This window comes from Winslowiella arboricola (assembly GCF_025527015.1).
Classification (GTDB): domain Bacteria; phylum Pseudomonadota; class Gammaproteobacteria; order Enterobacterales; family Enterobacteriaceae; genus Erwinia; species Erwinia arboricola.
In genome coordinates, this window is record NZ_JAODIM010000040.1 from 230,124 (window position 1) to 245,093 (window position 14,970).

14 protein-coding genes and 1 other RNA gene are annotated in these 14,970 nt (G+C 53.3%); 5 read left to right on the forward strand and 10 right to left on the reverse strand.

Going from position 1 to position 14,970, the window contains the following annotated elements:
- Positions 1 to 23: 23 nt before the first annotated feature.
- The gene (locus N5923_RS10915; RefSeq protein WP_267143860.1) at positions 24 to 602 is read right to left on the reverse strand and encodes a YecA/YgfB family protein; all 579 of its coding nucleotides are present in this window, start codon (positions 600 to 602) and stop codon (positions 24 to 26) included.
- A 171-nt stretch (positions 603 to 773) separates the two neighbouring features.
- Here N5923_RS10915 and zapA point away from each other — a divergent pair, with 171 nt between their 5' ends.
- The 3 genes from zapA to N5923_RS10930 all read left to right on the forward strand — a co-directional run bounded on the left by zapA (position 774) and on the right by N5923_RS10930 (position 1,982).
- Positions 774 to 1,103, forward strand: coding sequence for a cell division protein ZapA (gene zapA, locus N5923_RS10920; RefSeq protein ID WP_017803516.1), 330 nt, complete (start codon positions 774 to 776; stop codon positions 1,101 to 1,103).
- Between the two features lie 40 nt (positions 1,104 to 1,143).
- Positions 1,144 to 1,327, forward strand: a non-coding RNA gene (gene ssrS, locus N5923_RS10925) — 6S RNA.
- A 64-nt stretch (positions 1,328 to 1,391) separates the two neighbouring features.
- A complete protein-coding gene (locus N5923_RS10930) occupies positions 1,392 to 1,982 on the forward strand; it encodes a 5-formyltetrahydrofolate cyclo-ligase (protein ID WP_267143859.1) in 591 nt (196 codons plus the stop codon).
- 123 nt (positions 1,983 to 2,105) lie between these two features.
- Here N5923_RS10930 and serA read toward each other — a convergent pair whose 3' ends face one another.
- Together serA and rpiA are read right to left on the reverse strand one after the other, a co-directional pair.
- The gene (gene serA / locus N5923_RS10935; RefSeq protein ID WP_267143858.1) at positions 2,106 to 3,344 is read right to left on the reverse strand and encodes a phosphoglycerate dehydrogenase; all 1,239 of its coding nucleotides are present in this window, start codon (positions 3,342 to 3,344) and stop codon (positions 2,106 to 2,108) included.
- Positions 3,345 to 3,658: 314 nt separating this feature from the next.
- Positions 3,659 to 4,318: a ribose-5-phosphate isomerase RpiA gene (gene rpiA, locus N5923_RS10940; protein WP_267143857.1), complete on the reverse strand. Its 660-nt coding sequence runs from the start codon at positions 4,316 to 4,318 to the stop codon at positions 3,659 to 3,661.
- A 194-nt stretch (positions 4,319 to 4,512) separates the two neighbouring features.
- Between rpiA and N5923_RS10945 the strand changes: the two genes are divergently transcribed.
- Positions 4,513 to 5,412: a LysR family transcriptional regulator ArgP gene (locus N5923_RS10945; protein ID WP_267143856.1), complete on the forward strand. Its 900-nt coding sequence runs from the start codon at positions 4,513 to 4,515 to the stop codon at positions 5,410 to 5,412.
- A gap of 30 nt (positions 5,413 to 5,442) precedes the next feature.
- On the opposite strand, the gene N5923_RS10950 is transcribed toward N5923_RS10945, so the two are convergent.
- The 7 genes from N5923_RS10950 to tkt all read right to left on the reverse strand — a co-directional run bounded on the left by N5923_RS10950 (position 5,443) and on the right by tkt (position 13,899).
- Positions 5,443 to 6,171, reverse strand: coding sequence for an oxidative stress defense protein (locus N5923_RS10950; RefSeq protein ID WP_267143855.1), 729 nt, complete (start codon positions 6,169 to 6,171; stop codon positions 5,443 to 5,445).
- Between the two features lie 106 nt (positions 6,172 to 6,277).
- Positions 6,278 to 6,901 carry an arginine exporter ArgO gene (argO, locus tag N5923_RS10955; RefSeq protein ID WP_267143854.1) on the reverse strand — a complete coding sequence of 208 codons (624 nt, stop codon included), beginning with the start codon at positions 6,899 to 6,901 and terminating at the stop codon, positions 6,278 to 6,280.
- Positions 6,902 to 7,043: 142 nt separating this feature from the next.
- Positions 7,044 to 7,922 carry a small-conductance mechanosensitive channel MscS gene (mscS, locus tag N5923_RS10960; RefSeq protein ID WP_267143853.1) on the reverse strand — a complete coding sequence of 293 codons (879 nt, stop codon included), beginning with the start codon at positions 7,920 to 7,922 and terminating at the stop codon, positions 7,044 to 7,046.
- Between the two features lie 194 nt (positions 7,923 to 8,116).
- The gene (fbaA, locus tag N5923_RS10965) at positions 8,117 to 9,196 is read right to left on the reverse strand and encodes a class II fructose-bisphosphate aldolase (RefSeq protein ID WP_267143852.1); all 1,080 of its coding nucleotides are present in this window, start codon (positions 9,194 to 9,196) and stop codon (positions 8,117 to 8,119) included.
- Between the two features lie 96 nt (positions 9,197 to 9,292).
- Positions 9,293 to 10,456, reverse strand: a complete 1,164-nt coding sequence (gene pgk, locus N5923_RS10970) for a phosphoglycerate kinase (RefSeq protein ID WP_267143851.1) — start codon at positions 10,454 to 10,456, stop codon at positions 9,293 to 9,295.
- Between the two features lie 51 nt (positions 10,457 to 10,507).
- Complete coding sequence (gene epd, locus N5923_RS10975; RefSeq protein ID WP_267143850.1) at positions 10,508 to 11,527, reverse strand: erythrose-4-phosphate dehydrogenase; 1,020 nt, start codon at positions 11,525 to 11,527, stop codon at positions 10,508 to 10,510.
- Between the two features lie 380 nt (positions 11,528 to 11,907).
- Positions 11,908 to 13,899: a transketolase gene (gene tkt, locus N5923_RS10980; RefSeq protein ID WP_267143849.1), complete on the reverse strand. Its 1,992-nt coding sequence runs from the start codon at positions 13,897 to 13,899 to the stop codon at positions 11,908 to 11,910.
- A 291-nt stretch (positions 13,900 to 14,190) separates the two neighbouring features.
- On the opposite strand from tkt, the gene loiP reads away from it, so the two are divergent.
- Positions 14,191 to 14,943 (forward strand): metalloprotease LoiP, encoded by a 753-nt coding sequence (loiP, locus tag N5923_RS10985; protein WP_267143848.1) that lies wholly within the window; start codon positions 14,191 to 14,193, stop codon positions 14,941 to 14,943.
- Positions 14,944 to 14,970: the final 27 nt, after the last annotated feature.

Sequence of the window (14,970 nt, forward strand, 5' to 3'; positions counted from 1 at the left end):
CGACTCCCTGTTAAAATCTCTGTTTAGTGTAGCGTTGGTTTCTTTATCTCAACGGCAGTTGGCTGCTGACGGGTAAAAGTATCATGACAAAGCAGCGCTGCGACGCGCACATACTCAATAATCTCTTCCAGTGAGTTTTCCAGCTCTTCCTGATCTTCGTCTTCATCATAACCAAGCTGGGAAATGGTACGCAGATCGTCAATTGCTTCGCCGGTCTCGCCTTTGACCTTGTCCAGTTTTGGCTGCGTGACGCCAAGTCCTAACAGGAAATGGTTAACCCAACCCGCCAGGGCGTCGGCGCGGTCGAATACCGTGATGTCATCTTCATCCGGCAGGTAGAGCTGGAACAGAAAACCGTCATCTTCCAGCATTTCGCTGATTCCCTGATGCAGCTGCTGCAACGGTTGTGACAGCGCCTGCGAGAACGCCAGCCCTTCGTTAGTCAGCTCATGCACCAGTGTTTGCCAGTTGCGGTCGCCGGGGCCGCCGCAGATAATACCGCTGATTAAACCGTGCATTTCCGCCGGTGTCATCCCTACACCTTGCTGGGTAAGAGCCGAAGCCAGAGTGTTATAACCCGGCATTGTGTTCTGTATAGACATACGTATTCATCGTCGTTGGCAGGATAAGTTCGTGTTATGCTAACACCAGGTGCCTTGAGGATTCCAGAAAGCGCTTGTTTCTTCTGTTTCGGGTATATATAGTGGCGCCCCTCCCAAGCCCTTGAGTGGCAAGGGCGATTAGCGGGCGCGGTAATTAGTCAGGATGGTGGCATGTCTGCACAACCGGTAGATATTCAAATTTTTGGCCGTTCATTACGAGTGAATTGTCCGCCTGAACAGCAAGATGCGCTGAACATGGCTGCGGAAGACCTCAATCAACGGTTGCAAGATTTAAAAGTTCGCACTAGAGTCACAAATACCGAGCAACTGGTGTTTATCGCTGCATTGAATATTTGTCATGAACTGGCGCAGGAAAAAGTCAAAACACGCGACTATGCTGCCAACATGGAACAACGCATTCGTATGCTGCAACAGACTATTGAGCAGGCACTGCTTGAACAAGGTCGCATATCTGATCGCCAGGGTGCTAAGTTCGAATAACACTTCATGGTTAGCTGTGATACAGTGACGGTGAAGTAAATTTTCTCTGAGATGTTTGCAAGCGGGCCCGTCCCCTGAGCCGATATTTAATACCAACAGAGTGTGACGCTCTGTAACCTGTGCGCATGCTCGGTCCGTCCGAGAAGCCTGATGGTTGCGACGGCATACTCACCTTGAACCATGGGTTCAAGGGTTACAGCCAGCTGCGGCATCTCGGAGATTCCCCCTTCCTTAAAACGGCCAGACCGTTTCTGCCTGCGGGCAACCCTTAGCGGCAACGAGTTCCCTATGACAGCCTTTTTAATGTCAGATCGTCAGGATATTCGTACCCATGTTCGCCATCTGCGTCAGGGGTTAAGCGACCAGCAACAGCAACAGGCAGCCGAACAAGCCGCCGAGCGCGCCCTTAATTTTGCCCCCATCCAGCAAGCTAACACTGTCGCACTGTTCCTTTCGGTAGACGGTGAGCTGAATACTCGTCCGCTGATCGCCAAACTGTGGCAACAGAAAAAACAGGTTTATCTGCCGGTGCTGCACCCTTTTGCCCGTGGACAGCTGCTGTTTATGCATTATGACGCCACGACGCCGTTGCAGCCTAACCGGTTACGCATTCCTGAACCGCCGCTGAATATCCTTAATCTGCTGCCGTTAAGCGAGCTGGACGTGGTACTGATGCCATTGGTGGCCTTTGACCCTGCCGGACATCGTCTGGGGATGGGAGGCGGCTTCTATGACCGTACCTTGCAGAACTGGCGGCAACAGCGTTTTCTGCCGATTGGTCTGGCGCATGATTGTCAGCTGGTGGATGAACTACCGGTCGCGGAGTGGGATGTGCCGTTGTCGGCGATGATTACGCCGTCGAAAGTGTGGCAGTGGTGATACGCCATTAAAAAGGGAGCCGAAAACGGCTCCCCGACAAAAAGTATGTAGGGGCGGCGTTCTCGCCGCCCGTCCCGATGATTTGCACGAAATGTAATGACGGCGTTCTCGCCGCCCCTGCCATCAGTACAACAAACGTGCGCGGGAAGTCCCCGGAATCGCCTTCATCAATTGCAGCGCTTTATCGGCCACATCCTGCGGCGCATCAATATCAATTACAACATAGCCCATCTGCGGGGTGGTTTGCAGGTACTGAGCGGCGATATTGATGCCCTGCTCGGCAAAAATCTGGTTAATCGCCGTCAGCACGCCTGGACGGTTTTCATGGATATGCAGCAGACGGCTCACCGCAGCGCCATGCATTGGCAGCGACACTTCCGGGAAGTTAACCGCAGACAGGGTTGAACCGTTGTCGGAGTATTTCGCCAGCTTGCCTGCCACTTCAATACCGATATTTTCCTGCGCTTCCTGAGTGGAACCACCGATATGCGGCGTCAGGATCACGTTATCAAATTCACACAGCGGCGAGTTAAACGGATCGGTATTGGTTGCCGGCTCTTCCGGGAACACGTCAATCGCCGCGCCCGCCAGATGTTTATTCGCCAGCACTTCACACAGCGCCGGAATATCCACCACGGTGCCGCGTGAGGCGTTAATCAGCAGCGAACCGGGCTTCATCAGCGCCAGCTCCTGCGCGCCCATCATATTCTGCGTGGAAGCGGTTTCCGGCACATGCAGGCTGACCACATCGCTCATATTCAGCAGGTCGGAGAGATGACGAACCTGAGTGGCGTTACCCAGTGGCAATTTGTTCTCGATATCGTAGAAGAACACATGCATACCGAGGCTTTCCGCCAGCACGCCCAGCTGCATACCGATATGGCCGTAACCAATGATACCCAGCTTTTTGCCACGCGCTTCGAAAGAACCCACCGCCAGCTTATTCCAGATGCCGCGATGGGCTTTGGCGTTAGCTTCAGGAATACCGCGCAGCATCAGCAGCAGCTCGCCAATCACCAGTTCAGCCACGGATCGGGTATTGGAGAAAGGCGCGTTAAATACCGGGATCCCGCGTTTCGCCGCCGCATTCAGGTCCACCTGGTTGGTGCCGATGCAGAAGCAGCCCACCGCGACCAGTTTTTCCGCCGCAGCAAAAATCTCTTCGGTCAGTTGGGAACGCGAACGGATGCCGACGAAGTGCGCATCACGGATGGATTCCTTTAAAGAGTCGCTATCCAGCGCGCCTTTATGAAATTCGATATTGGTATAGCCTGACGCACGCAAATTTTCCAGCGCGCTCTGGTGAACACCTTCCACCAGCAGGAATTTAATCTTGTCTTTCTCCAGTGATACCTTTGCCATTTCCCGACCTTAGTTTGCAGACTTCAGATGTAACTTAAGAGCTATTGGGCATCGCCGGTGATCTGTACCGATTACCGGGATATAAGCCAGCCTTCTGTCAAAATATCAAAAAATACGCGCGCAGCAATACAAACGATTGCCTGCGCCTCAGCATGGCCACACGGGCAGGCAGAACAATGCGGCAGATTATAGCGATACCGTTCACCATCTCAGAACGATGGTGCAGCAGGCTGAAGTTATGTGACATAAGTCACCAAATTTGGCCTGCTGAAGAAAAGATATTTTTTTATGGTAAATAACGGCTGGCATACCGATCAGTTATCGATAGTTTTGACACCTGAAGCAGTACCGATTAACGCCACATCTGCGCCGCGGCTGGCAAACAGACCAACTGTCACCACCCCTGGCAGCGCATTAATCGCTTTTTCCAGCGCAATTGGCTCCAGAATCTGCAGATTATGCACGTCGAGAATAATGTTGCCGTTATCGGTCAGCACATTCTGACGATATTCAGGCAGACCGCCCAGCTTCACCAGTTCACGCGCCACAAATGCGCGCGCCATCGGGATAACCTCCACCGGCAGCGGGAATTTACCCAGCACATCCACCTGCTTCGACTGATCGGCAATACAGATAAACTTATCCGCCACCGCAGCGATAATTTTCTCGCGCGTCAGCGCCGCGCCGCCGCCCTTAATCATCTGCATCTGCGGGTTGATCTCATCGGCGCCATCGACGTAGATTGATAACGCATCCACTTCATTCAGATCGAACACCTGGATACCTAAACTTTTCAGTCTGGCGGTGGAAGCGTCAGAGCTGGAAACGGCGCCTTCGATTTGATGTTTAATCGATCCGAGCGCATCAATAAAGTGTGCGGCGGTAGAGCCGGTGCCAACACCGACAATGGTTCCGGGTTGCACGTATTCGAGCGCTGCCCAACCGACTGCTTTTTTCAGTTCATCCTGCGTCATGGTATGTTTAAAGCCTGTGCTGCTTCAGTGTGCAGCTAGTATAAAGCAAGCATCGCGCAAAATGTTCGGTTCTGATGTGTTCGATCGACAGGACTGGAAGCCAGTGCACAAAGTGATTGAAAAGTAAGGTCAGGGCAAACGCCAGTTTTTATGGCATAGTGCTGGCACCATCCCTGAAGGAGAAGACAACAATAATGAAACGCCCGGACTACAGAACGCTTCAGGCGCTGGATGCGGTGATTCGTGAGCGTGGCTTCGAACGTGCTGCGCAAAAGCTTTGCATTACCCAATCCGCGGTATCACAGCGGATTAAGCAGTTAGAGAATATGTTTGGCCAGCCGCTGCTGGTGCGAACCGTGCCGCCGCGCCCGACGGAACAGGGGCAGAAACTGCTGGCGCTGTTACATCAGGTTGAGCTGCTGGAAGAGGAGTGGCTGGGCGATGAACAGGGTGGCGCCACCCCGCTGCTGCTGTCGCTGGCGGTCAACGCCGACAGTCTGGCGACCTGGCTGCTGCCAGCGCTGAAAACCGTGCTGACCGACTCGCCGGTGCGCCTGAATTTGCAGGTGGAAGATGAGACCCGCACTCAGGAGCGTCTGCGTCGTGGTGAAGTGGTCGGTGCAGTGTCGATCCAGCCGCAGCCATTGCCAAGCTGTCTGGTCGATCAACTGGGTGCGCTGGACTATCTGTTTGTCGGCTCAAAAGAATTTGCCGATCGCTACTTCCCGAATGGCGTTACGCGCTCCGCGCTGCTGAAAGCACCGGCGGTCGCCTTTGATCATCTGGATGATATGCATCAGGCGTTTTTGCAGCAGAACTTCGATCTGTCGCCAGGCAGCGTGCCCTGCCATATTGTTAACTCGTCGGAAGCCTTTGTGCAGCTGGCGCGTCAGGGATCGACCTGCTGTATGATCCCGCACCTGCAGATCGAGAAAGAGCTGGCCAGCGGTGAGCTGATTGATTTAACGCCGGGGTTGTTACAGCGCCGGATGCTTTACTGGCATCGCTTTGCGCCGGAGAGCCGTCTGATGCGCCGGGTAACCGACGCTCTGCTGGCCCATGGTCATCGGGTACTGCGACAGGATACTGAATAGTAAACAGGCCGGATTATCCGGCCTGTTTTTTTACTGCTGGTTACGCTGAATCTCAAACACCACATCAACCTGATCGTCGAAGTGAATGCTCTGCTGCTCGTAGGTCTGCTCAGCAGAGGTCATCGGCGCTGCATCGGCAGTTTTATACATCCGCGCCACCGGCATCGGCTGATAGTTGGCGACATGGTAACGAATGCTGTAAACCGGCCCCAGCTTGGCGTTAAAGCCTTCAGCCAGCGCGGCGGCCTGCTTAGTCGCATTATCGATTGCCGCTTTACGCGCCTGATTACGGTACTCATCCGGATGCGCCACACCCAGTTCGACTGAGCGGATCTCATTGAGACCAGACTTCAGCGCGCCATCAAGCAGGTCGTTGAGTTTATCCAGCTGACGTAGCGTCACCTGCACCTGACGCACCGCGCGATAACCCTTCAGTACCGATTTACCCTCTTTGGTATAATCGTATTCTGGCTGGGTGCGCAGATTGGCCGCATCAATATCTTTCTTATCGATGCCGTTTTTTTGCAGCAGATCGAAGTACTGCGCCACACGGGTATCCGCCTGCTTCTTGGCCTCGGCGGCATCTTTCGATGATACATTCACCTCAATCGCCAGCGTGGCGATATCCGGCGAGGCATCGACGCTTGCCTGCCCGGAGGTAACCACATGCGGGCCATTTGGCAACTCATCTGCCTGCACCGTTAAAGGCAGTGTTCCTGCGCCCATCATTGCGGCCAGAGCCAGCGCTTTCAATTTCACCTGAAGTCCTCCCTGAAGACATAGTAGTATTCTTACCAGAGTATCTTATCGTGATAATTGTCAACATACGTAATGCTCTTATAAACCCTGACGCCACACGCAGATATCAGTTAAATCCCGCCATCCCCTGCTGCGCCAGCCTGAAGGCGATAAACCACATCACCAGCCCCACCAGCAGATTAATGATGCGCTGGGCTTTATGGGTGCTTAATCGCGGCGCCAGCCAGCTGGCCAGCAGCGCAAGGCCAAAGAACCACAGTATCGACGCGCTGATGGTGCCCAACGCAAACCAGTAGCGCGCTTCTGCCGGTAACTGTCCCCCGAGACTGCCCAGCACCACAAAGGTATCGAGCCAGACATGCGGATTCAGCCAGGTAACAGCCATCATGGTGGCGATAATCCGCCAGCGGCTCTGCTGTAACCGCGTAGCGGAAGCCAGCTCAATATTGCCACTGAATGCCGTGCGCAGCGCGCCCCAGCCATACCACAACAGAAACGCCACCCCGCCCCAGGTGACCAGATTCAGCAGCAGCGGCGACTGATTCAGCAACGCGCTACCGCCAAACACACCGGCGCAAATCAGCAGGATATCGCTCAGGGAGCAGAGACCGGCGGTCATCAGGTGATACTGGCGGCGGATGCCCTGATTCATCACAAAAGCATTTTGCGGGCCAAGCGGTAATATCAGTGCTGCACCTAAGGCAACACCCTGAAAGTAAATAGAAAACACCAGCAACATCCTCTTTGTCATCATGTTGCGGGCAAGTTTAACCTGGCAGAATTATTAGCGGAAATTGAAAGAATTAATGCAGCATCAGATATGCTAATAGAGGAGAGCTGGCGGGTAAAGCAACCCGCCAGTTGTGAAAGCCTTACTCAGCCGGAGCCTGCTCCTGCTGCTGAGGGGCCTTGTTGTGATGCAGATGCACATCCATCTGTGGGTAAGGAATGCCGATACCTTTACTATCCAGCGCCTTCTTAAAGTTCGCCAGCAGATCCCAGTAAACATCCTGCAGATCGCCACTGTTGCTCCAGCAACGCACGACAAAGTTCAGCGAAGAGGCCGCCAGTTCATTCAGCCCGATCTGGATGCCACGATCTTTCAGCACGCGCTCATCCGCTTCCACCACATCGCGCAGCAGCTGTTTTACTTCATCAACATCCGCATCGTAAGCGACGCCAACAATAAACTCATTACGGCGCACCGGTTCGCGCGAGAAGTTAACAATATTACCGGCAATCACTTTACCGTTTGGCACCACCACCATTTTGCCATCAGCAGAACGCAGAGTGGTGGAGAAAATCTGCACGCTCAGCACGGTGCCCATCACGCCGCCAAGATCGACAAACTCACCGGTACGGAATGGACGGAAGGTGACCAGCAGTACGCCAGCCGCGAGGTTAGCCAGCGAGCCCTGCAACGCCAGACCCACCGCCAGACCGGCAGCACCGAGCACCGCGATAACGGAAGCGGTCTGCACCCCGACGCGTCCCAGCGCAGCAATCAGGGTAAAGGCGATTACACCATAGCGCACCATTGCCGACAGGAAGTCTGCTACCGTCGCATCAATACCGCGCGTCCGCAGCACTTTATTGACGCCATTAGAGATAATGCGCGCCACAATCATCCCGACGATAATGATCGCAATGGCGGCGACGATATTGACCGCATAGCTCAGCAGCAATGCCTGGTTACGCACCAGCCAGCCACCGGCGCTGTTGATGCCATTAAGCACGTTTAAATCTTCCATTTATCAGCCCTGTAGTAAATCCCCAGTGGGAAAAGACAAAATATTGCCAGAGCGATCTGACAATCCACGCTACAAAGGGTAAACAAAAAAACTCACCTCTGCCAAATAACCGCAGAATTTCCTTACACTTTTCCGCCGATTGCCCATAAAAAAAGGCCCCTTCAGGGCCTTTTTTAATCAGTCGCGTTTAAAGATTACAGAACGTCGATCGCGTTCAGTTCTTTAAATGCCTGCTCCAGACGCACAACCATTGAGGATTGTGCAGAACGCAGCCATACGCGTGGATCGTAGTATTTCTTGTTTGGCTTATCAGCGCCTTCCGGGTTACCCAGCTGCGTTTGCAGATAACCTTCGTTCTTTTTGTAGTACTGCAGGATGCCGTCCCAGTTTGCCCACTGAGTATCGGTATCAATGTTCATTTTCACTACGCCGTAGCTGATTGAATCTTTGATTTCCTGCGCAGAAGAACCGGAACCACCGTGGAAAACGAAATCCAGTGAGTTGTGCGGCAGGCCGTGTTTCTTGCTGACGTATTCCTGAGATTCTTTCAGGATAGTTGGGGTCAGCTTAACGTTGCCTGGCTTGTACACGCCGTGTACGTTACCGAAAGAGGCAGCGATAGTGAAACGCGGGCTGATGGCGTTCAGTTTTTCGTAAGCGTAATCAACGTCCTGCGGCTGGGTATACAGTGCAGATGCGTCCATATGGCTGTTATCAACGCCATCTTCTTCACCACCGGTACAGCCCAGTTCGATTTCCAGCGTCATGTTGATTTTCGCCATGCGCGCCAGATACTTGCTGCTGATCTCGATATTTTCTTCCAGAGACTCTTCTGACAGGTCGATCATATGAGAAGAGAACAGAGGTTTACCGGTCGCAGCGAAATGTTTTTCACCGGCGTCCAGCAGACCGTCGATCCATGGCAGCAGTTTCTTCGCACAGTGGTCGGTATGCAGGATCACCGGCACGCCATACTGTTCAGCCATCTGATGCACATGATGCGCGCCAGAGATTGCGCCCTGAATTGCCGCAGCCTGTGGCACATCAGATTTAAAGCCTTTACCCGCGATAAACGCAGCACCGCCGTTAGAGAACTGGACGATAACCGGTGCTTTAACTTTGGCAGCAGCTTCCAGAACGGCGTTGATTGAGTCGGTGCCAATGCAGTTAACTGCTGGCAGTGCGAATTTGTTCTCTTTCGCTACCTGGAAAACTTTCTGTACGTCATCACCGGTGATAACGCCTGGTTTTACGAAATCAAAAATTTTAGACATGCTATTTGTCCTGTTTCGTTGGCAGTATTAAAAAAGTTAGTTCAGCTTCGCCTGTATCAGACGACTACAGGCAGGGTACACGCCCTGCCGTAAGCATTACTGCTTAGCACGCTCTTCCAGCATGGCTACAGCTGGCAGTACTTTGCCTTCCACGAACTCCAGGAACGCGCCGCCGCCGGTAGAGATGTAGGAGATTTGATCTTCAATGCCGAACAGGTCAATCGCTGCAAGGGTGTCACCACCGCCAGCGATAGAGAATGCGTCGCTTTCAGCGATAGCTTTAGCGATGATTTCGGTGCCCTTACGGAAGTTAGGGAACTCGAACACGCCAACCGGGCCATTCCACAGAATGGTTTTGGCTTCTTTCAGCAGTTTCGCCATCGCTTCTGCGGTTTCATCGCCGAAGTCCATAATCTCTTCATTATCCTGCACTTCGGAAACTTTTTTCACTGTTGAAGGTGCAGTTTCAGAGAATTCCGTACCGACGCGGGAGTCAGTTGGCACCGGAATACCGAACTGATCGCGCAGGCCTTTGGCCGCTGCAACGAAGTCTGGCTCATACAGCGACTTACCGACATTGTTGTCGATAGCCACGAAGGTGTTAGCGATACCGCCGCCGACAATCACGGTGTCCGCGATTTTAACCAGCGAGTTCAGCACGTCGAATTTAGTGGAAACTTTAGAACCACCCACCACGGCAACCATTGGACGCGCAGGCGCTTTCAGCGCTTTACCCAGTGCTTCCAGTTCAGCGGCCAGCAGCGGGCCAGCACAGGCGACTGGCGCAAATTTGCCCACGCCGTGGGTGGATGCCTGGGCGCGGTGTGCGGTGCCGAAGGCATCCATCACATACACGTCACACAGAGCCGCGTATTTTTTTGACAACGCTTCGTCGTCTTTCTTCTCGCCTTTGTTAAAGCGAACGTTTTCCAGCACCACCAGTTTGCCCGCGGTCAGCTCAACGCCATCGAGGTAATCTTTCGCGAGGGTGACATTATCGGCACCCAGTTTGTCTTTCAGGTAGTTAACAACCGGCAACAGAGAGAACTCTTCGTTGTATTCACCCTCGGTCGGACGACCCAGGTGAGACGTTACCATCACTTTCGCACCCTGCTTCAGGGCTTGTTCGATGGTCGGCAGAGAAGCGCGAATACGTGCATCAGACGTCACTTTCCCTTCTTTCACTGGCACGTTTAAATCCGAACGGATTAATACGCGTTTACCAGCAAGATCCAGATCGGTCATCTTAATTACAGACATGGTGAACCCTCTCGTTGATTCTCATAAGTTTTGCCAGACGCAGACCGCGTCTTACCTGAAACCGCTTGCGGCCATCGCTAACGTGGTATCGAGCATCCGGTTAGCAAAGCCCCATTCGTTGTCGCACCAGACTAAGGTCTTAATCAGGTGCTGACCGCTGACCCGCGTCTGCGTGCCATCGACTATGGCACTGTGCGGATCATGGTTAAAATCAATAGAGACTAACGGTAATTCCGTATAGTCAACTATACCACTAAATGCCCCTTCTGAGGCATTTTGCAGCAAGGCATTGACCTCGGATGCGCTGACAGCTTCGCGCACACTGACGCTTAAATCGATGGCCGTAACGTTAATCGTCGGCACACGTACCGCTATAGCTTCAAAGCGGTCGTTAAATTTCGGAAAAATACGGGTAATGCCAGCGGCAAGACGGGTATCAACCGGAATGATCGACTGACTGGCGGCACGGGTACGGCGCAAATCGGGATGATAGGCGTCGATAACTTGCTGATCGTGCATCGCCGAGTGGATGGTGGTAACGGTGCCGGATTCAATTTCGAAGGCATCATCCAGCAGCTTAATAATCGGAATTATGCAGTTAGTGGTGCAGGATGCATTGGAAACAATCCGGTCAGCAGGCCGCAGCGCTTGCTCATTGACGCCAAATACCACCGTGGCGTCAAGATCGTGCCCGCCAGGATGGGAAAACAGCACCTTCTTCGCGCCAGCCTGCAGATGCGCTTCGCCATCGGCACGGCTGCCATAAACCCCGGTGCAGTCGAGCACCACATCCACGTTCAGCTCGCGCCAGGGTAAATCAGCAATCGGCGCCAGATGCAGAATGCGAATAATGTCGTCACCGACCGTTAACAGGTCACGCTCCTGGCGCACATCCCAGGCGAAACGCCCGTGACTGGTGTCATATTTCAGCAGATGCGCCATCCCCGTGGCATCGGCCAGCTCATTGATGGCAACCACGGTAATTTCAGCCCGACGCCCGGTTTCGTATAAAGCACGTAACACATTGCGCCCGATGCGCCCAAAGCCATTAATTGCTACACGAACGGTCATAACACTCCTGCGTCAGAATTCACTGGTTAAACAGCCAATAGCCTGTGCCAGCCGTCTTAATTTGTACAGGGAATTCTCACTGCCTGAATTTTGTTACACAGTCTGGTACTCGCACCAACTGAAACGCTTCAGCCAGAGTAAATGAAGTAAGGAATAGCGGGAATGATTGTGATCAATAATGCTGCTCAATATTAGATCCACATCACAAAATCGAACAAAAAGCGGTTATTACAAAAGGAATAATCAGGGGGGAAGAGATAAAAAAAGGCGGCGATAAAGCCGTTATTACGGATGGTGCAAATCATGAACACGGGCGGCGATAACGCCGCCCCTACACAAAGCTATGCAGGGGTGGCGTTATCGCCACCCGTTACACACGATTAAATCAGCTCTTTCGCTTTTGCCACGACATTGGCAACCGTAAAGCCAAACAGATCGAACAGCTTTTCAGCCGGTGCTGACTCGCCGAAGCTGGTCATACCGATAACTGCGCCGTTCAGGCCGGTGTACTTGTACCAGTAGTCAGCGATACCCGCTTCGATAGCGACGCGCGCGCTGACCGCTTTTGGCAGCACAGCTTCACGGTAAGCCGCATCCTGCTTGTCGAAAGCGTCGGTAGATGGCATAGAAACCACCCGTACCTTGCGACCTTCGGTGGTCAGCTGGTCATAAGCGCCGACCGCCAGTTCAACTTCAGAACCGGTAGCGATCAGGATCAGCTCTGGCTGGCCTGCGCAATCTTTCAGCACATAGGCACCGCGCGCTACGTTTGCCAGCTGCTCAGCAGTACGATCCTGCTGCGCCAGGTTCTGACGGGAGAAGATCAGCGCCGTCGGGCCATCCTGACGTTCGATCGCATACTTCCAGGCAACAGCAGACTCAACCTGGTCACATGGACGCCACAGGCTCATATTTGGCGTGACGCGCAGGCTGGCCATCTGTTCAACCGGCTGGTGCGTCGGGCCATCTTCACCCAGACCGATAGAGTCATGGGTATAGACCATAATCTGACGAATTTTCATCAGCGCGGCCATACGTGCGGCGTTACGCGCATATTCGACAAACATCAGGAAGGTGGCGGTGTACGGCAGGAAACCACCGTGCAGTGCGATACCGTTAGCGATGGCGGTCATACCGAACTCACGCACACCGTAATGGATATAGTTACCCGCCAGATCTTCATTGATCGGTTTAGAGCCAGACCAGATGGTCAGGTTGCTCGGCGCCAGGTCAGCGGAGCCGCCGAGGTATTCCGGCAGCAGCTTACCAAAGGCTTCGATAGCATTCTGCGAAGCTTTACGGCTGGCGATTTTCGCCGGATTAGCCTGCAACTGTTCAACATATTTCTGTGACTCTGCCTGCCAGTTTTCCGGCAGAGCATTGACGCTACGACGTTTGAACTCTGCAGCCAGTTCCGGGTGTGCTTTAGCGTAGGCAGCGAACTTATCGTTCCACGCCGCTTCTTTCGCCTGACCGGCTTCTTTTGCATCCCACTGCGCGTAAATATCCTGTGGGATCACAAATGGCGCATGCTCCCAACCCAGTTGCTTACGGGTCAGTGCGACTTCGTCATCACCCAGCGGTGCGCCGTGTGAATCATGGGTGCCTGCTTTGTTTGGTGAACCAAAACCGATTACGGTTTTGCACATCAGCAGTGAAGGCTTGTCGCTGACGGTTTTCGCTTCTTCAATAGCGGCTTTAATCGCCGCAGCGTCATGACCGTCAACGCCGCGCACGACATGCCAGCCATAAGACTCAAAACGTTGCGCCGTATCGTCAGTAAACCAGCCGTCGATATGACCATCAATCGAGATACCGTTGTCATCATAGAAAGCCACCAGTTTGCCCAGCTTCAGCGTACCCGCCAGTGAGCAGACTTCGTGGGAAATGCCTTCCATCATGCAGCCATCGCCCATAAACACATAAGTGTTGTGGTCGACGATATCGTGGCCTGCACGGTTAAACTGCGCCGCTAAAGTGCGCTCAGCGATGGCGAAACCAACCGCGTTGGCAATACCCTGACCCAGTGGGCCGGTGGTAGTTTCAACACCTGCGGTATAGCCGTATTCAGGGTGACCTGGAGTTTTAGAATGCAGCTGACGGAAGTTTTCCAGCTCTTGCATCGGCAGATCGTAGCCGCTGAGGTGCAGCAGGCTGTAAATCAGCATTGAGCCGTGACCGTTAGACAGGATAAAACGGTCACGATCGGCCCACAGCGGGTTAGTTGGGTTATGGTTCAGATAGTCGCGCCATAACACTTCCGCGATATCCGCCATGCCCATCGGGGCGCCCGGGTGACCAGATTTGGCTTTTTGCACTGCATCCATACTGAGTGCGCGAATGGCGTTGGCAAGCTCTTTACGAGAAGGCATTTTCTACTCCAGTTCGGGAATTATTCGCTTCGCCGTCCCTAACTTATTGTAATTAATCAGTTATCAGGCAAAGCCGAAGGAAAGACGACCATCAATGTACATGAAAAACAGGTGAAATGTACATGGCGTATCTTGCAAAAAAACCAGCACATTTCGCGCTTTGCGACACAGCCTGCTATGCATTTGCTCGCTAAACGGCTATAAAATGCCTGTTCTGCAAAAATCTCCATCGCTGAGGTTTTTACAGGTCTTTGTTTTTATTACCTTGTTAACTTATTTGGGATAAATGGAATGAAACTTCAAACTGCAGTTTTGGCAATGGGTATTGCCGCTCTACTCTCCGGGTGCCAGAACCTTGATACCAGCGCTCTGATGCAGTCCGGCGCGCAGGCTTATCAGGCCGCGACGCTAAGCGATGCGCAGGTTAAAGAGCTGAGCGATAAATCCTGTCAGCAGATGGACAGCGAAGCTCAAATTGCCCCTGCAAGCAGCACCTATGCCAAACGACTGGCAAAAATCTCCGCCGCGCTGGGTGACAATATCAACGGCACACCGGCCAACTACAAAGTGTATGTGACCAAAGACGTCAACGCCTGGGCAATGGCTAACGGCTGTATCCGCGTCTATAGCGGCCTGATGGATATGATGACCGACAACGAAGTTGAAGGTGTACTGGGTCACGAAATGGGCCACGTTGCGCTGGGCCACACGCGTAAAGCGATGCAGGTTGCTTATGCCACTACCGCTGCGCGTTCTGCAGCCGGTGCTGCCGGTGGCGTTGCCGCATCACTGTCACAATCACAGCTGGGCGATCTCGGTGAGAAACTGGTCAACGCACAGTTCTCCCAGAGCCAGGAGTCGCAGGCAGATGACTATTCCTTTGATCTGCTGAAAAAACGTGGCATCAATCCGAACGGTTTAGTCACCAGCTTCGAGAAACTGGCGAAACTGGAAGGCGGCCATCAGAGCAGTATGTTTGACTCGCACCCTGCTTCTGCCGCGCGCGCAGAGCATATTAAAGAGCGTATCGCCGCCGGGAAATAACCTGCAATTCCGGTAACACTCTCTGTA

What these genes read in the sequence shown, in the direction of transcription:
- N5923_RS10915 (WP_267143860.1), bottom strand. Translation starts at nt 602, where the DNA reads ATGTCTATACAGAACACAATGCCGGGTTATAACACTCTGGCTTCGGCT.
- zapA (WP_017803516.1), top strand. Translation starts at nt 774, where the DNA reads ATGTCTGCACAACCGGTAGATATTCAAATTTTTGGCCGTTCATTACGA.
- N5923_RS10930 (WP_267143859.1), top strand. Translation starts at nt 1,392, where the DNA reads ATGACAGCCTTTTTAATGTCAGATCGTCAGGATATTCGTACCCATGTT.
- serA (WP_267143858.1), bottom strand. Translation starts at nt 3,344, where the DNA reads ATGGCAAAGGTATCACTGGAGAAAGACAAGATTAAATTCCTGCTGGTG.
- rpiA (WP_267143857.1), bottom strand. Translation starts at nt 4,318, where the DNA reads ATGACGCAGGATGAACTGAAAAAAGCAGTCGGTTGGGCAGCGCTCGAA.
- N5923_RS10945 (WP_267143856.1), top strand. Translation starts at nt 4,513, where the DNA reads ATGAAACGCCCGGACTACAGAACGCTTCAGGCGCTGGATGCGGTGATT.
- mscS (WP_267143853.1), bottom strand. Translation starts at nt 7,922, where the DNA reads ATGGAAGATTTAAACGTGCTTAATGGCATCAACAGCGCCGGTGGCTGG.
- fbaA (WP_267143852.1), bottom strand. Translation starts at nt 9,196, where the DNA reads ATGTCTAAAATTTTTGATTTCGTAAAACCAGGCGTTATCACCGGTGAT.
- pgk (WP_267143851.1), bottom strand. Translation starts at nt 10,456, where the DNA reads ATGTCTGTAATTAAGATGACCGATCTGGATCTTGCTGGTAAACGCGTA.
- epd (WP_267143850.1), bottom strand. Translation starts at nt 11,527, where the DNA reads ATGACCGTTCGTGTAGCAATTAATGGCTTTGGGCGCATCGGGCGCAAT.
- tkt (WP_267143849.1), bottom strand. Translation starts at nt 13,899, where the DNA reads ATGCCTTCTCGTAAAGAGCTTGCCAACGCCATTCGCGCACTCAGTATG.
- loiP (WP_267143848.1), top strand. Translation starts at nt 14,191, where the DNA reads ATGAAACTTCAAACTGCAGTTTTGGCAATGGGTATTGCCGCTCTACTC.